General features: G+C 63.6%; 12 protein-coding genes. 6 read left to right on the forward strand and 6 right to left on the reverse strand.

The features are described 5' to 3' along the window. The first annotated feature begins 826 nt into the window (after window positions 1-826). Together RHPLAN_RS36105 and RHPLAN_RS36110 are read left to right on the forward strand one after the other, a co-directional pair. Window positions 827-1165: a hypothetical protein gene (locus RHPLAN_RS36105; RefSeq protein ID WP_157100703.1), complete on the forward strand. Its 339-nt coding sequence runs from the start codon at window positions 827-829 to the stop codon at window positions 1163-1165. A gap of 167 nt (window positions 1166-1332) precedes the next feature. Further along, window positions 1333-2493, forward strand: coding sequence for a glycosyltransferase family 4 protein (locus RHPLAN_RS36110; RefSeq protein ID WP_198164637.1), 1161 nt, complete (start codon window positions 1333-1335; stop codon window positions 2491-2493). Window positions 2494-2511: 18 nt separating this feature from the next. Here the strand turns inward: RHPLAN_RS36110 and RHPLAN_RS36115 are convergent, their stop codons facing one another. After that, window positions 2512-3576 (reverse strand): lactonase family protein, encoded by a 1065-nt coding sequence (locus RHPLAN_RS36115; protein WP_210180571.1) that lies wholly within the window; start codon window positions 3574-3576, stop codon window positions 2512-2514. Between the two features lie 73 nt (window positions 3577-3649). Then, window positions 3650-4540 (reverse strand): substrate-binding domain-containing protein, encoded by an 891-nt coding sequence (locus RHPLAN_RS36120; RefSeq protein ID WP_068029270.1) that lies wholly within the window; start codon window positions 4538-4540, stop codon window positions 3650-3652. 525 nt (window positions 4541-5065) lie between these two features. Here RHPLAN_RS36120 and RHPLAN_RS36125 point away from each other — a divergent pair. Then, window positions 5066-6166, forward strand: a complete 1101-nt coding sequence (locus tag RHPLAN_RS36125) for a hypothetical protein (RefSeq protein ID WP_157100705.1) — start codon at window positions 5066-5068, stop codon at window positions 6164-6166. Window positions 6167-6294: 128 nt separating this feature from the next. On the opposite strand, the gene RHPLAN_RS36130 is transcribed toward RHPLAN_RS36125, so the two are convergent. Then, entirely contained in the window at window positions 6295-6792 is a 498-nt protein-coding gene (locus tag RHPLAN_RS36130; protein ID WP_068029276.1) for a TspO/MBR family protein, read from the reverse strand. Window positions 6793-7026: 234 nt separating this feature from the next. Here RHPLAN_RS36130 and RHPLAN_RS36135 point away from each other — a divergent pair, with 234 nt between their 5' ends. Continuing rightward, the gene (locus RHPLAN_RS36135; protein ID WP_157100706.1) at window positions 7027-8361 is read left to right on the forward strand and encodes an APC family permease; all 1335 of its coding nucleotides are present in this window, start codon (window positions 7027-7029) and stop codon (window positions 8359-8361) included. 39 nt (window positions 8362-8400) lie between these two features. Here the strand turns inward: RHPLAN_RS36135 and RHPLAN_RS36140 are convergent, their stop codons facing one another. The 3 genes from RHPLAN_RS36140 to RHPLAN_RS36150 all read right to left on the reverse strand — a co-directional run bounded on the left by RHPLAN_RS36140 (window position 8401) and on the right by RHPLAN_RS36150 (window position 11119). Continuing rightward, window positions 8401-8628 (reverse strand): hypothetical protein, encoded by a 228-nt coding sequence (locus RHPLAN_RS36140; protein ID WP_157100707.1) that lies wholly within the window; start codon window positions 8626-8628, stop codon window positions 8401-8403. Between the two features lie 145 nt (window positions 8629-8773). After that, the gene (locus RHPLAN_RS36145) at window positions 8774-9310 is read right to left on the reverse strand and encodes a M15 family metallopeptidase (RefSeq protein WP_068029286.1); all 537 of its coding nucleotides are present in this window, start codon (window positions 9308-9310) and stop codon (window positions 8774-8776) included. A 486-nt stretch (window positions 9311-9796) separates the two neighbouring features. Further along, window positions 9797-11119: a UDP-glucose dehydrogenase family protein gene (locus RHPLAN_RS36150; RefSeq protein WP_068029289.1), complete on the reverse strand. Its 1323-nt coding sequence runs from the start codon at window positions 11117-11119 to the stop codon at window positions 9797-9799. A 319-nt stretch (window positions 11120-11438) separates the two neighbouring features. On the opposite strand from RHPLAN_RS36150, the gene RHPLAN_RS36155 reads away from it, so the two are divergent. Together RHPLAN_RS36155 and polA are read left to right on the forward strand one after the other, a co-directional pair. Continuing rightward, entirely contained in the window at window positions 11439-12467 is a 1029-nt protein-coding gene (locus RHPLAN_RS36155; protein ID WP_068029291.1) for an acyltransferase family protein, read from the forward strand. A 57-nt stretch (window positions 12468-12524) separates the two neighbouring features. Continuing rightward, window positions 12525-15578, forward strand: a complete 3054-nt coding sequence (polA, locus tag RHPLAN_RS36160) for a DNA polymerase I (RefSeq protein ID WP_068029294.1) — start codon at window positions 12525-12527, stop codon at window positions 15576-15578. Window positions 15579-16091: the final 513 nt, after the last annotated feature.

Below are 16091 nucleotides of genomic sequence, written 5' to 3' on the forward strand. Positions count from 1 at the left end.
GCGGCACCAGCGCGTATACGCGCGTCTTCGACGCGCTTTGGAGCGAACCCGGAATCCAGATGCACACACCGAATCCGCGTCTGGATTCCGGGTTCGCGCCTTCCGGCGCGCCCCGGAATGACGCCGGTGGGATGCGGCCGGCACCGGTGTGGTCTCAGATTCAATTTTCAAACAGCCCTGCACACATGCGTTCTCGGCTCCACGCGATGAACCGCGCGGATCGCCAGATTTCCCTGTCGGTTTGTCCAGGCCATGCCCGGGTTTCGTTGCCTCCCCTGAGGGAAGCGGAGCGCCGGTTGGCGCTACTTATTAGTCGGCACCTTGCGAGGGTGCCGCGTGCCGTTTGACCGGCACGCACGCCTTCCGGCGCTCCCCTGTGGCGATTTATTGCGAGGCCACCGTTCGAGATTCGATCGGACCGGCTGGGCTTTCACCCACCATGCTCCAGGGGGCATTTGCTTCCGCTTTCACCCGACCGCGCCCTGCCACTGAAGGCGGCCCCCTCATCGGGGACGGACGATGACCGCACACCCTGGGACGTGGTCACGAGCCACGCCTGCAGGCGCCACACCCCGCTCCGCCAGCCGATCGTCTCCGGAAGACGCCCTCAGATGAGCGAGGCAAATCAGAACTTATCATGAACAAATATGTTCGTCAATATCATAGCCTGACGGCGGCGGTGTCGTGAGCGCGGCAATGCGTTGCATCACTTCCGAACCGGCGCCCGTGTTCTGCCTGGAGCATGACCGGTCGCACATGTCGCGTTGCCGCCCCTAGATGCTCGGCTTATATGATGAACAGCCGACGCTCCAAAGGAGAAGCGATCATGCGTGGATCGAGTGCAATCGTCGCAGCGCTCCTTTTGCTTGGCGTGAATTCGACTTCGGCCTCCATCCGCATCATCGATTCGGTCTACGCCGACGATGTGCTGCTCGTGACCGGTCAGGCTCGCCCGAACACGAAAGTCACCCTCGACGGCAAATACGTCACCACGTCCAACAGCAGCGGCCATTTCGAATTCCACGAGCGCTACAAACCGAAGACCTGCATGTCCAGCATCACGACCGACGAGGATTCATACTCGGCCATCATCACCAATTGCCTGCTCGGCGACGCGGCGGCTGCGATCGCCCGGAAACCATCGCAAGATTCAACAGCCAAATAGCGATTGGTGCCCCAGACAGGTTTTGCCGCAATATCCACTGGGGTCTTCGCTTTGCCTGGCGCCCGCTGCCGACCTGCCCCTGACAACCATCGTGAGAACGGACATCGGCCAATGCCGGCTTTGCGGGTGGTGTGCTTCGGGCTGCACGGTGGGCGATGAAGACCTCGTTGTTGTCCTCAATCCTGCGGCGCGCGAGCGCGCGCAAGCCGCGCATCGCGGTCATCGGCCATTCGGCTGAGGCGTATCTCGCTGGCGCGGAGCGAAGTCTCGTTTCCATCGTCGCCGCTATCGACCGTGACCGCTACGATGTCTGCGCCGTCATCCCGGCCACCAACGCGGAGTACATGCAGGCGATTGGCCGTTACACCGACGCCATCGAGGTGTTTCCGTATTCATGGTGGAGCGGCGCCTGCCCGTCCAAACCGGAGACGATCGCCCGCTTTGCCGAGTTCATTCGCCGCCGGTCGATCGACCTCGTGCATGTCAACACCATCACACTGATGGACCCGTTGCTCGCCGCGCGCCAAGCCGGCATTCCGTGCATCGTGCATGCGCGCGAGTTAATCGACCAGGATGATCATCTCGCAGGCCTGTTCGGCTTGGAGCCGGCCGAAATCATCGCGAGGATCCGCGCCACGGCGAATTTCATCATCGCCAATTCGGAGGCGACGCATCGTCTCTATGGCGTCCAGAGCCGGAGCTTCCGGCTCTACAACTGCATCGATGTCGACGCCTTCGACATGGCGAACGAGGTCAAGCCGGGCGCGCTCAAGATCGGCATCATCAGCAGCAATCATCCGAAAAAAGGCATCGACGCCTTCGTCAGGCTGGCGGCGCTCGCGGCGTCGCGGCGGCCTGAGCTTGAGTTCATCGTCTTCGGGCCGCACACCGCACACATCGAGGAGCTTGCCCAAGGCCTACGCCGCGACAACGTGCAGGTCAATTTGCGCTTTGCGGGCTATGTCGCAAACCCGGTCGAGGCGGTTCGTCAGCTCAATGTGGTGGTGTCGTTCTCGGCGGTGGCCGAGTCGTTCGGCCGGACTTTGGTCGAGGCCATGGCGGCGCGGCGTCCGGTCATCGCTTATGATCGCGGCGCCGTGCCGGAACTGGTGCGCCACGGCATCGAGGGCTTCGTCATTCCGCCGTTCGATATCGAGCGGGCGCTCGCGCACATCGAGACGCTTGCCGACGATCCGAAACGCCTCATCGCCATGGGCAAGGCCGGCCGCACTCGCGCGAGCGCGCTGTTCTCGCCCTCGGTCTTCGCAACAGAGCTCAACGCGATCTATCGGCGCATTCTTGCGGCGACATCGGGCGCGCACGCCTAGCGCGCGAACGATCGCCCGCTACCGGAGGGCAGCCGCTGCGATGTGAACACTGTCGTCGCCGAAAGTGGCGATCGCGACGTAGCGACCGTCGGGGTGCGCGTCGATGCCGTGGGGGAACGACAGCCCGTCAAGGAACACACCGTCCGGCCGCAGGACCCCTGTAGCGGCGTCGAACGCATAGGCCGGAATCAAGTCGTTGGCCTGGTCGGTGACCAGGATGCGATAGGCGTGACCGTCTTTCTCCGGCAGGAAGATCGCCATGTCGAGAAAGCCCAGATCGGTGCCCTTGGCCCTGTATTGCGCTGCCGGCGCCGCCTCGATGACGCCGGTTTGCGCATCGAAGCGGTGAACCGTGAGCATCCCGCCGCCGTAGTTTCCCGTGTCCGCAGGTCCTGCATTGAAACTCAGCGAGACCAGCGCGAACCGCCCATCGGTGGAGAACGTCACCGACTTGGGCAAGAGCGTCGCCGGAAACGTGTCGAGCCGGCAGGTCATCGAACGGTCGCGCATCCGCACAACCTCGACGGCCCGTTCACGTCCGATCACGGTGTAGCCCATGTGCCGTCCGTCCGGGGAAAAGCTCGCGGCGTGAAATGCGCTTCCGTCCCGCCCGGCGCACAGCACCTCGGTCGGGCCGAGCGTGAGCGAAGGGCGCTCGATCGCGTGCAGCGTTATGCCTTCCTCCGAGAGCGAATGGGTCGCCGCAACGAACGAGCCATCCGGCGACACGGCGATGCCTTCGGGCAACGAAAGGCCGCGCTTCTCGCTCAGACGCTCAAGCCGGCTCGGCAGGCCACCGCTGTCTTCGTGCAGGCGGTAGATGCGCAGGTGTCCGCCATACATGTTGGCGACCGCGAGATGATTGCCATCAAACCATGCGACGTCGGAGGACGTGGCCTGACGCTTGCGCCCCGCCACGACGAAGGCGGGGTAAGCGGCGAGGCTGTCGGGCAAATGCATGATCGAGCCCTCGACCGCATGGGACAGCAGGATTCGGCCCGAACAGCGCGGTGGCTCGGGCAACCGCGAGGCCGACGGCCGGCCGTGCGTTTTGGTACGAAGCATCCATTTCGGCCACTGCACGACTAAGACCCTCGTGCTCTCGCCATCGAAGCGTCCTTACATACGCGCATCGGCACCTCAGCCGTGGCGGCTGCTACGCCGCAACCGACGCGGCGTAGTCGGGAACCGGCGGCTGGCCTTCGAAGATGCCCCGCTCGTGAATCCAGGCCTGCGTCCTCTCGTAGACCTCCTGCGTATACGGCAGGAACACGATGCGCTCGCCGGTCGAGAAGCGGCGAACATCGACTTTGTCCTTGTATCGATCCGGAATTTCATTGCGGTAGTAGTGGCGATATTTCTCCGGCGCGAAGTCGAGCTCCATCTGCGCCCGCTTCATGCCGTTCATGTACTTCTCGACGTCCGCCGGATCGGCGTTCGGCGGAAACATAAAAGCGATCATGAAGGACGCGTCGACCACCTTGCGAAAACCGAGTTGCTCCAGGACCTGGAACGAAAGCCCCCACACGCTGACGGCCGGCAGATCGCGGCCGACGCCGATGTCAACGCGCGCCCAGATCGAGCCGCCGAATCGAAGCTTGATCTGATCGCGAGGCATATAGGGCTCGAGCGACTGGATCGTGGTGTAGTGACTGCCGGAGTGATAGCCGACCGCGATCTCCTGCCCGGCAAGTTGCTCCGGCTCCGTGATCTTCGACTCGGGCGGCACCATGATGCCGCCCGGCGTGAACACGTAGGATTTGCCCCACATCTTGCCGATCTTTTCCGATGCCGCCTGATTCACGGTCCAGTGACAGGCGCAGGAGATATCGGACTTCACGCCCTTGTTGCCGCCGCCCTTTTCGTAAGACTCGAAGGCCCCGGCCTTCAGATCGGCGACCTTGCCGGACGCATCGACCAGCTTCTGGGTGTTCGACGAGGGACCGCGCTGGAACTCGTAATCCAGCCCCTCATCGCGAAAGTAGCCCTTCTCGTCAGCGATCCACTCTTGCAGCCGGCCATGCGGCTGGATGATGAATTTGGCCATCCGATGCATCCTTGCGTGCAATGTGTCGGGTCGACAAACACGTCGAGCGTCCGGTCAGAGACCGAAGGATACAATGCACGGTCAGACCGCCTCAATAGCGTGTGGCCATGGCCCGCGCGTTGAGACTTATGCGCTCACAAGCGGTGGCGACCACGCTGAAAAAAAATGAGGCCCCGCACAAGCAGGGAGGACGATGTGCGGGGCACAGGTCAGGCCTGAATTTTTCTTATTGCGCACTTGTTGTGTCAGACGCGCGGCGATTCGCCTAGCCGGTCGACGCCTGTTCAAAGTTCGCTACCGTACATCGCCATCTTCGATGCCCGCGAACGTGAGAGCACTTCAGCGTCAATTGAATCAATCTCTCGCCGATACCACAGCCGGCTCGCCAGGCCGTCGCTCGCATCGAGTGTGATGGTTCTCACTTTACAACTGCGCTGCCTGCGGCGAACGTCACCGCATATCGTCTTTGCTTCCGAAATTGGTACGGCGTCGCACACGCGACATGATTATTCAGGAGGCGACACAATGACATTTCAATTGGTATCCGATTCCGCACCTGCAACCGGCACAGACACCGGTCCAAAAGCCGCAGCCGAGCGTCATCGCTCGCTTCGAGCCCGCCGCAAGCGCAACGCGCCCATCACCCGGGCCGGCTTCGACATGCTGCGCCTCTATCGCACCAATCTGGAGGTGCGGCTGCGCTGCATCGACGAATCCTCGCTGCAGACCGAAAACCAGAAGCGCACTTACGCGTCGCTCGCCGAGTTCCTCGATCCCCACAAGGAGAAGGCCGCGACGGAATCCGAGGCGGCCTGGGATGAGGCTTATCGCGCGGAACGCATGATCGAGATGCTGCTGAGCGGCATCCAGTTGCGCCAGGAGATCGCAGCGCGTCTCGACGAGCTCGCCTTCGAGCAGCCGGTCGAGGCGGAGCGCTTCCGCGTCCAGTACGACGCCATCGCCAAAGCCTCGTCGGACACCAACAGCGCCGCTGACGACACCGTGCTGCGCGGTCTGCTGCTGCGGATCATGGAGCGGCTGCATTGGCACGCCAAGAAGCGCTATCTCTGCCGGCCGATCCGCAAGCAGGCCACGAAGAACATCCTGTGGTGCATGTTGGTGGCCTTCATGCTGGCCGTCCTGCCCTACATCGCGATCTGGCTGGACTTCCACGGCGGACGGGAGCTGTCGACATACTGGACGCTGTTCGCGCTCTATACCGCGCTGGTGTCGGGCCTGCTCGGCGCGTTCTTCAGCCGCCTGCTGACCATCCAGCGCGACTGGAGCGGCATGAGCCTCGACGAGGTGTTCCTGCACCGGGAGTTCTCGTACTCCCTGCTGCGCGCCGGCGTCGGAGTGTGCGGCGCGCTGGTGATGTTCTTCTTCTTCAAGTCGGGCCTGATCAACGGCGCCATCTTCCCGAAGTTCGAGAACATGGCGATGGAATGGATCAACACCGCCAACAACTCGATGTCGTTCGTGGTGCCCTCGAAGGATCTCGCGCTGGTGACGGTGTGGTGTTTCCTCGCCGGCTTCTCGGAGAGCCTGGTGCCGAGCATCCTGTCGAGCACCGAGCGGCAGGTGTCCGAAGGCGCGGGCCCCAGCCGGACCGAGGCGCGCGGTTAGACCTGCCCTTGATTTGATCTGTCAGCCAAAAGGATTCGATCGGCCGTCTTCGATGAGCCTAGGACGTTCCTCGGAGCGCGTGGCATGAGACAGGCGTCAAGAACCACCGCCGGGCTCATCGCCACGCGTCAACGGTTCAGCACCCACACCGAAACGTTGAGGACGAGCGCGAACCCGACCCAGGCCGCCACCGGCACAATGCAGCAAGCGGCCAATCTGTCCAGCCGATAGAACGCCACGATGGTTGCGAAGATCGCCGCAAGTTGCGGGACGATGTCGATCAACCCGAGAAGCGGACTGTGGGCGCCGAAAAACATCCAGGACCAAGCTGCGTTCAGCACCAATTGGGTGAAAAACAAGATCAACGCGATTCGGCGCGTCGGACTGTCCGGTGACCGAAGAATCCGCCAGACTGCAAATGCCATCAGCAGGTACAGCGCGGTCCAGATCGGCGCAAAGACCCAGTTTGGCGGATTGAACGCCGGTTTGGTCAGACCGGCGTACCACGGTGCGAGATTCGGATAGGTCGCGATCTGGCCAATGGTTGATACCGCTGCCACAGACGCGACCGCGATCAAGGCAAAGCCGGCATCAAGCCAGCGGCTACGCGATGTCGTAAGTGCCATGTGGTCTATCCTGTCGCAAGAAAGGGATTCGAAAAAACCCGGATTCGACTTCCGCGTCCAGTATAAGCCGTGGACGGGATCAATCATGCCGTTCCGAGTCCGCTCTGCTTTGATTGCTTCACCTCACATCCGATTCTTTGTTGAAGATTGCAGCCACCTTCCCAATACGTGCCGTTGGTTCTGAAGCCCGATCAGCATTTGCTTCTGGCAGTCCCGTTGAAGGATGATCGCCCCATGATAAGCGTCGATCTCCTTCGGCGGCTGGGCTTCAAGGAAGCCTTCGCGATCGTGGTCGGATCCATGATCGGCACCGGCGTGTTCCTGAAAACGGCCGGGATGGCCCAGGACGCAGGAGCGCCACTTTATGTCCTGCTGGCGTGGCTTGCGGCCGGTGCGCTGTCGCTGATGGGGGCGCTGACCTACGCCGAACTGGGCTGCCTGTTCCCCAAGGCCGGCGGCGAGTATGTTTTCCTGCGCAACGCCTATGGCCCCCTCACCGGCTTTCTTTACGGATGGACCCGGTTCTGGATCGCCGCGCCGGGCTCGATCGCCGCCTACGCGATCGGCGGCGTGACGTTTCTCGAAAGCCTCGTGCCGATTGGCAATTACCGACTTGAAGCGGCAATAGCGGTGATCGGGTTCTTCACGGTCCTGAACTGCTTCTCAGTCCTGTTCGGTGGCGCCGTGCAGACCGTCATGACCGCGGTGAAGATTGTGATGGTCATGGCGCTTGCGGCCGCGATTATGTCCTTCGGTGCCGGCACGAGCTGGGATCATCTCGGAAGCGCATCGGCCGCGGGATGGAAGAGCTGGTCCGGCTTCGGGCTGGCCGTCCTCGCTGCGCTTTGGGCCTACGACGGCTGGAACAACCTGCCAATGGCAGCCGGTGAGATCCGCTATCCGGACCGCGTGATCCCGCAATCCCTCGTCGGAGGCGTCATCGCCGTGTTCCTTTTATACGTGGGTGCCAATATTGCTTACTTCTACGCCTTGCCGTTTGCAGAGGTCGCAAACTCGAACTCCACGCTTCATCCCGACGCCATGCCGGTCGCGATCAAGGCCGCGCTGCATAGTTTCGGCGGGGCTGCCGTAACGATTCTCTCGCTCGCCTTCGTGTTTTCCGCGCTGGGCGCCATGAACGGATCGATCCTGACGGGCGCACGAGTGCCCTATGCGATGGCCCAGGACGGTTTGATGTGGTCGCGACTCGGCCAGGCTCACCCGCGCACGCATTCGCCGGTCGCGAGCACGGTCGTCCAGGGCGTGTGGGCCTGCGTGCTGGCGGCCTCCGGCACTTTCGACCAACTCACCAATTGCATCGTGTTCGCGTCGTGGATCTTCTATGCGCTTACGACCTCGAGCCTGTTCTACTTCCGCCGCACACTTCCGGCGCCGGCCTATCGAACGCCATGGTTTCCGTGGCCGCCGCTCATCTTCATCGGCTGTGCGGTGCTGCTGATCGTCAACACGCTGTGGACGATGCCGAAGGAGAGCCTCGCCGGATTGGGCATGATCGCTTTGGGAATTCCGGTCTATTTCCTGTTCCGCCACCGGCGGATCAATGCGTGACGCGGCAGGGCGCCAGCGGCTGCACAACGCTCGTCCGGCTCAGTTCTTCGCCGTTCCGCCGTACGCCGGCAATGCGGCGAGCGCCACCGACGACATCGTCATCAAGCGCTGATCGAGCTGGTCGACGATGGTCAGCGCCTGCCTGCAGCGCGCCTGATCCTCGGGCGGCAAGCCGGCCGAGGTCGCTTCAAGATCGTTGCGGTGACGCACCAGCTGCTTCCGAAGATCGAGAATCTTGGCGAGGTTGGCTGCGACGCTCGTACTCATGGCGAACACTCACGAGACCGCTCTCAGGCGAGAGCGCGAATGCGGTCCCGAGTGTGCTGTCCGTCGGATCAATTGTCACGTGCCCACGAAAAGTTCCGGCGTTAGTGATTAACGCCGGAACTGACTTGGAGCCGCGGAAGCCGGGCTACGCCACCGCCGGGCGATCCAGCACCTGCGGGAAAGGCGGCGAGACGGGCGATTTTGTCCAGGCCGAGATGGCCATCGCGAGATTGCCGGTCCATGTCTCGTCTCCGCCATCGGGATACCGCCCTTCGCGGAGCGCGGCGGACGACGTGCCGGCGAGCTGGATGTGCGGCGTTTCGAAATCCAGCGGCATCAGACCGCGAGCGCGTCCGATCTCGTGCATCCGTTTCCACATACCTTTTTTCGGCTCATCCCATGTCCACTTGCCCGGACCGCCGAACACCAGATCAACGGCAAGCCCGTACTGGTGATACGAGCCCCACGAATCCTGAAATGTGACTTTGGGTCCGGGGGTCGTGCGCCCCTGCGCGAACAGGAAATGCTGCCGGGCGGGTGACCGCCAGGCTTCGAACACGAAGAGAGGTATTTTTTCGCTGGCGAGGTCTTTCAATACCTTGCCGACGGCGGATCGCACCACGGGATGAAGAAGATCGAGATCGGTGTTGCGAGCGGTTGGATTGACGAGATCAACGGTCATTGGTCGCCTCCATTGACAATGTCCGGATTCAATCCTCCGTCACAATTCGCGATCGATGTGTGATGCGGGTAACACCGCGGAGACGTTCGTCGACACGCTCGGAACCAATCGCCACGGCGACCGTTACAGGCCGGGGCAAATTGGGAGACGTGCGATGACCTGCGCCTGCTGCCGTGAAAACATCAGCCCTCTCTCCGCCTGGAAGGGTCAGTCAGATCACTTCTATTGCAGCGAGTTTTGCGCAGACATCGAGACAATCGAAATTCCGCCGGCCGAGAGACGGACTCCGACACGGCCGCGTGCCTGACGGAGATACCGTTCAGCGTCACGTCGTGCGTGCGATGCCAGCCGCTCTCTCCCGGCCTCATGGTGAGGAGCGTTGCCACAAGCGCGTTTACGCGCGTCCTCGACGCGCTATGGCAATGCTCCTCAGGATGAGGACGGGGGGAGATGGGCGCACGCGGAAACGATCCAGCAACGGCGGCTTTACTTCTCTCGCCGCGACGGACGGCCGATGCTCTCGTAGACGAAGCCGCGCTGCTCGAGGTCGCCGGGCGGATAGATATTGCGCAGATCCACCACGGCGGGGCGCTCGTTCATCATCGTCTTGAGGCGATCCAGATCGAGCGCGCGGAATTCTTCCCACTCGGTGACGATGACGAGGGCGTCGGCGCCGCTGGCGCATTGGTAAGCGTCCTCGCAATAGGTCAGCTCGGGGAGCATCTTCTTGGCCTGCTCCATGCCGATGGGATCGTAGGCCCGGACCTTCGCGCCCATGTCGTGCAGCGCCGTGATCAGCGGGATCGAGGGCGCGTCGCGCATGTCGTCGGTGTTGGGCTTGAAGGTGAGGCCCAGGATCGCGATGGTCTTGCCGCGCAGGTTCGAGCCGACAGCGGCAACAACCTTGCGCGCCATCGCGCGTTTCCGCGTCTCGTTGACGTGCGCGACCGTCTCGACGATGCGGATCGGCGCATCGTAGTCCTGGCCGGTCTTGATCAGCGCCAGCGTGTCCTTCGGAAAGCACGAGCCGCCATAGCCCGCGCCGGCGTGCAAAAACTTCGACCCGATGCGGTTGTCGAGGCCGATGCCGCGAGAGACATCCTGCACGTCGGCACCGACGCGCTCGCAGAGGTCTGCGATCTCGTTGATGAAGGTGATCTTGGTGGCGAGGAATGCATTCGCCGCGTACTTGATCAGCTCCGCGGTGCGCCGGCCGGTGTTGAGGATCGGCGAGCGATTGAGATGAAGCGGCCGGTAGAGCTCGGCCATCGCCTTGGTGGCGCGCTCCTCCTCGGAGCCGACCACGATGCGATCCGGATGCTTGAAGTCCTGGATCGCCGCGCCCTCGCGCAGAAACTCCGGATTGGACACCACCGCGACGTCGACGCCGGGCCGCGCCTCGCGGATGATGCGCTCGACCTCGTCGCCGGTGCCGACCGGCACGGTCGACTTGGTAACCACCACGGTGAAGCCCGAAAGAGCGCCCGCGATCTCCTTCGCCGCCGCGTAGACATAAGAGAGATCGGCGTGGCCGTCGCCGCGCCGCGACGGCGTGCCGACCGCGATGAACACCGCGTCGGCTTCGGCCACGGGGCCTTTCAGGTCGGTGGTAAAGGAGAGCCGCTTGGCGCGGACGTTGCTCGCGACCAGATCGTCGAGGCCGGGCTCGTAGATCGGCATCACGCCGCGGTCGAGGGCTTCGATCTTGCCGGCGTCCTTGTCGACGCAGACGACGTGGTGGCCGAAGTCGGCGAAGCAAGCCCCCGAGACGAGGCCCACATAGCCGGTGCCGATCATAGCGACGCGCATTCGTGTCCGATCTTGGTTAACGAATCCGGCGGCCGTGCCGGACGGGGCCTCTTAGCAGAGGCGGTGTGGGGTGGCGAGGGTGCGGGCTGTCCAGGGGCATGCCCATGCCCCAGCAGGCCATTGACGACGTCATTCCGGGGCGCTCGCGAAGCGAGCGAACCCGGAATCCAGTACCGGAGAAAGTCTTTGCGTGACTGGATTCCGGGTTCGCGCCTTTCGGCGCGCCCCGGAATGACGGCCGGTACCTGGGTGATTCTCCGATCATGTAAACGCAGCCGAAACCACGGATGTGTAACAGCTTCGCGACACGGAGAGGGTTATGCACCGGCTGAACGACAACCGGGTCGACTGGGTCGACTACGCGAAGGGCTTCTGCATCGTCATGGTGGTGATGATGCATTCGACGCTCGGCGTCGAGCTCGCAGCCGGCCGCGAGGGCTGGATGCATGCGGTGGTCGAGTTTGCCCGCCCGTTCCGGATGCCCGACTTCTTCCTGATCTCGGGACTGTTCCTCGCCCGCGTCATCGATCGCGACTGGCGCGACTATCTCGACAAGAAGGTCGTGCACTTCGCCTATTTCTACGTGCTGTGGGTCACGATCCAGTTCGCCTTCAAGGCGCCGATGTTCGCGGCCGAGCAGGGCTGGACGGGCGTCGGCCTGAGCTATCTCGAAGCCTTCATCGAGCCGTTCGGCACGCTGTGGTTCATCTATCTGCTGCCGATCTTCTTCGTGTTCATCAAGCTGACCCGGCGGGTGCCGTGGCCGGCGATGATGCTCCTCGGCGCCGGGATGGAGATGGCGCACGTCAGCACCGGCTGGACGGTGATCGACGAGTTCGCGCATCGGTTCGTCTATATCTACACGGGCTATATCTTCGCCAGACAAGTGTTCGCGCTGGCCGCGGGCGTGCAGGCGCGGCCGGGCTTGGCGGCGGTTGGTCTCGCGTTGTGGGCGCTCGTCAATGGCGGCCTGGTGATGGCCGGGCTCGCCGACAAGCCCGGCATTTCGCTCGGCCTCGGCGTGATCGGCGCCGGCGCCGTCGTCACAGTCGCTGCGCTGATGGCGCGGAGCGACCTGTTCCAGGCGCTGCGCTATTGCGGCCGCAACTCGATCGTCATCTATCTCGCCTTCTTCCTGCCGATGGCGACGACGCGCGCCGTGCTGCTCAAGACCGGCATCGTGCCCGATCTCGGCACCGTGTCGCTGATTGTCACGGCCGTCGGTGTGATCGGCGCGCTCGTCTGGTACTGGGCGGTGCGCGGCACCCCGCTCCGCCTCCTGTTCGAGCGCCCGGCCTGGGCGCGGCTCAAGCCCGCCCGCGGCCCGGTGCTGCAGCCGGCGGAATGATTCACAGCGGCGCCGTCCTGCATTGATTCGGGACGGTCTACGGCCCACATTCGGGCCATGCCAAGCCCCAGCAAATCCAAATCCTCGGCCGAAAAGCCCGACGCCAAGAAACCCGCGCCTGCCAAGGCCGCGCCCGCAAAGGGAGCAGCAACCGGCCTGAAGAAGGGCGACCACGTCTTCCTGGTCGACGGCTCGGGCTACATCTTCCGCGCCTACCACGCGCTGCCGCCGCTGACGCGCAAATCGGACGGCCTGCAGATCAACGCGGTGCTGGGCTTCTGCAACATGCTGTGGAAGCTTCTCAACGACATGAAGCCGGACGAGAAGCCCTCGCACCTCGCGGTGGTGTTCGACAAGTCCGAGAAGACCTTCCGCACCGAGCTCTATCCGCAATACAAGGCGCATCGGCCGGACATCCCCGAAGATCTCATTCCGCAGTTTCCGCTCATCCGCGATGCCGTGAAGGCGTTCGACATCCCGTGTCTCGAACAAGCCGGCTTCGAGGCCGACGACATCATCGCGACCTATGCCCGCCAGGCCTGCGAGGCCAAGGCCACCTGCACCATCGTGTCGTCCGACAAGGACCTGATGCAGCTCGTGAACGACTGCGTCGTCATGTACGACACCATGAAGGACAAGCGGATCGGCATCCCCGAGGTGATCGAGAAATTCGGCGTGCCGCCCGAGAAGGTGATCGAGGCGCAGGCGCTGATCGGCGATTCCACCGACAACGTGCCGGGCGTGCCGGGCATCGGGCCCAAGACCGCGGCCCAACTGCTCGAAGAGTTCGGCGATCTCGAAACACTGCTCAAGCGCGCCGGCGAGATCAAGCAGGAGAAGCGCCGCCAGACGCTGATCGACAACGCCGAGCTGGCGCGCATCTCCAAGAAGCTCGTCACGCTCGACCAGCATGTGCCGCTGGAGGTGCCGGTCGAAGACCTCGCGGTCCACGAGCCCGAGTACAAGAACCTCATCGCGTTTCTGAAGGCGATGGAATTCAACACCCTGACGCGGCGCGTGGCGGAAAAATCCGGCATCGAGGCGAGCGAGATCGAGGCGAGCTCCAGTCTCAGTTCGGGCAAGGCCGCCGCTCCGGCCGCCAAGGCCAAGCCTGTGAGCACCAGCGTCTATGGCGAGTTCGATCTTGGCGATCGTCCGGCACGCACGAGTGCGCCGTCCGAAGACAAGGCGTTCTCGCCGGTGGAGCTTGCGGCCGCGCATCTTGCCGCCGAACAGGGCAAGAAATTCGATCGCAGCAAATACGAGACCGTGCGCAGCCTCGACCGGCTGAAGGCCTGGGTGCTGCGCGCCAAGGACGTTGGCCTCGTTGCGATCAGCACGCGGACGACGAGCCCCGATCCGATGACGGCGCAGCTCTGCGGCATCTCGCTCGCGCTCGCCGACAACGAAGCCTGCTACGTGCCGCTCGGCCACCGCGACGGCGGCAAGGCGGGCGGCGGCGACCTCTTTGCGCCGGAAGCCAAGCTCCTGCCGGATCAGATTTCGGAAGATGCGGCGCTCAAGGAGATCAGGGCGCTGCTCGAAGATCCGGGCGTGCTGAAGATCGGCCAGAACCTGAAATACGACTGGCAGATCTTCGCGCGGCGCGGCATCGAGATATTCCCCTACGACGACACCATGCTGGTGTCCTACGTGCTCGATGCCGGCAAGGGCAGCCACAGCCTGGATGACCTCGCGGAGCGATGGCTCGACCACCAGGCCATCCCGCTGGAGCAGGTCACCGGCACCGGCAAGAACCAGCTTCGCTTCGACAGCGTGCCGATCGACAAGGCCAGCGAACACGGGGCCGAACAGGCCGACGTGACGCTGCGGCTGTGGAAGGCGCTCAAGGCGCGGATGGCCGCCGACCGCGTCGCGACCGTCTACGAGACGCTGGAGCGTCCGCTCATTTCAGTGCTGGCGCGCATGGAAGGCCGCGGCATCTCGATCGACCGGCAGGTGCTGTCGCGGCTCTCCGGCGAGTTCGCGCAGAAACAGGGCGGCCTGGAAGACGAGATCAACAAGCTCGCCGGCGGCGCGCTCAATCCTGGCAGCCCCAAGCAACTCGGCGACGTGCTGTTCGGCCAGATGGGCCTGCCCGGCGGCACCAAGACCAAGACCGGGCAATGGGCAACGGGCGCGAAGGTGCTCGAAGAGCTCGCCGAGCAGGGCCACGACCTGCCGCGCAAGATTCTCGACTGGCGGCAGGTGTCGAAGCTGCGCTCGACCTACACGGATTCGCTGCCGGATTATGTGAACGCCGAGACCCATCGCGTCCACACGTTCTATGCGCTGGCCGCGACGCCGACCGGCCGGCTGTCGTCATCCGAACCCAATCTGCAGAACATCCCGGTCCGCACCGAGGAAGGCCGGAAAATCCGCCGCGCTTTCATCGCTGAGCCCGGCACCAAGCTCATTTCGGCCGACTATTCGCAGATCGAGCTGCGGCTCCTTGCTGAGATCGGCGACGTGCCGCTGCTGAAGCAGGCGTTCCGCGACGGCCTCGACATCCACGCCATGACGGCGTCGGAGATGTTCGGCGTGCCGATCAAGGGCATGCCGGGCGAGGTGCGCCGGCGCGCCAAGGCCATCAACTTCGGCATCATCTACGGCATCTCGGCCTTCGGCCTCGCCAACCAGCTCGGCATCGGCCGCGACGAGGCCGGCGCCTACATCAAGAAATACTTCGAGCGCTTCCCCGGCATCCGCGACTACATGGAAGAGACCAAAGCCTCGGCGAAGCGGGACGGCTATGTGCTGACGATCTTCGGGCGCAAGTGCCACTATCCGGAGATCAAGGCCGCGAATGCGGCGCTGCGCGCCTTCAACGAACGCGCCGCGATCAACGCGCGGCTGCAGGGCAGCGCCGCCGACATCATCCGCCGCGCCATGATCCGCATCGAGCCCGCGCTGAGCAAGGCAAAGCTCAACGCGAAGATGCTGCTTCAGGTGCACGACGAATTGATCTTCGAAGCTCCGGAGGGCGAGATCGAGAAGACGCTGCCGGTGATCAAGCGCGTGATGGAGGAAGCGCCGATGCCCGCGGTGTCGCTCCAGGTGCCGTTGCAGGTCGACGCGCGGGCCGCGCACAATTGGGACGAGGCGCATTAGGCGTGCTCCCATAATTCAGAGCGGTCGGCGGACGTCCGCTTTGTTCTTCCCAACAGGCTCAAGCCGGGCGCCGCACGACGTCCGAAAGGTTCCAATGGCCGTCGCGGAGTCTGTGCTGGCCCCGGCTGGCCTGCTTCCGGTCGTTTTGTTCCGGGAACTGCAGGCAGCGGGTGAGCGTTTGGATTTACTGCCGACGACGTTTCTTTCTCATGGGGCTTGAAGGAATGCGCAGAATCCCAATCATTGCCGTGCTCGCAATGCTGTCGACGCAATGTTACGCGCAGGGTGGGCCAAACCCTGGACAGTGCGAGCAGATACGCGACGCCATCTCGCAGTACGGCCTGCAAGCCGCGCGGAAACACGCGATGGCCAATTACGGCTTGTCAGCCGCCGATCTCCGGAGGGTTGAGCAGGAGTGCGGCATCGGCGGGCGCAGCCGGCGAACCGGAAGATAAGCCTCCGGTCGAGATCAGCACGAAGCGGTCGAATGAGTTGCAATCGCGCAGCGCAGCA

Origin of the sequence: Rhodoplanes sp. Z2-YC6860 (assembly GCF_001579845.1) — a bacterium.
Lineage (GTDB): Bacteria > Pseudomonadota > Alphaproteobacteria > Rhizobiales > Xanthobacteraceae > Z2-YC6860.

Bases quoted from the DNA above. Each gene is read 5' to 3' on its own strand.
- RHPLAN_RS36105 (WP_157100703.1), top strand. From the start codon at position 827: ATGCGTGGATCGAGTGCAATCGTCGCAGCGCTCCTTTTGCTTGGCGTG.
- RHPLAN_RS36120 (WP_068029270.1), bottom strand. From the start codon at position 4,540: ATGGCCAAATTCATCATCCAGCCGCATGGCCGGCTGCAAGAGTGGATC.
- RHPLAN_RS36125 (WP_157100705.1), top strand. From the start codon at position 5,066: ATGACATTTCAATTGGTATCCGATTCCGCACCTGCAACCGGCACAGAC.
- RHPLAN_RS36130 (WP_068029276.1), bottom strand. From the start codon at position 6,792: ATGGCACTTACGACATCGCGTAGCCGCTGGCTTGATGCCGGCTTTGCC.
- RHPLAN_RS36135 (WP_157100706.1), top strand. From the start codon at position 7,027: ATGATAAGCGTCGATCTCCTTCGGCGGCTGGGCTTCAAGGAAGCCTTC.
- RHPLAN_RS36140 (WP_157100707.1), bottom strand. From the start codon at position 8,628: ATGAGTACGAGCGTCGCAGCCAACCTCGCCAAGATTCTCGATCTTCGG.
- RHPLAN_RS36145 (WP_068029286.1), bottom strand. From the start codon at position 9,310: ATGACCGTTGATCTCGTCAATCCAACCGCTCGCAACACCGATCTCGAT.
- RHPLAN_RS36150 (WP_068029289.1), bottom strand. From the start codon at position 11,119: ATGCGCGTCGCTATGATCGGCACCGGCTATGTGGGCCTCGTCTCGGGG.
- RHPLAN_RS36155 (WP_068029291.1), top strand. From the start codon at position 11,439: ATGCACCGGCTGAACGACAACCGGGTCGACTGGGTCGACTACGCGAAG.
- polA (WP_068029294.1), top strand. From the start codon at position 12,525: ATGCCAAGCCCCAGCAAATCCAAATCCTCGGCCGAAAAGCCCGACGCC.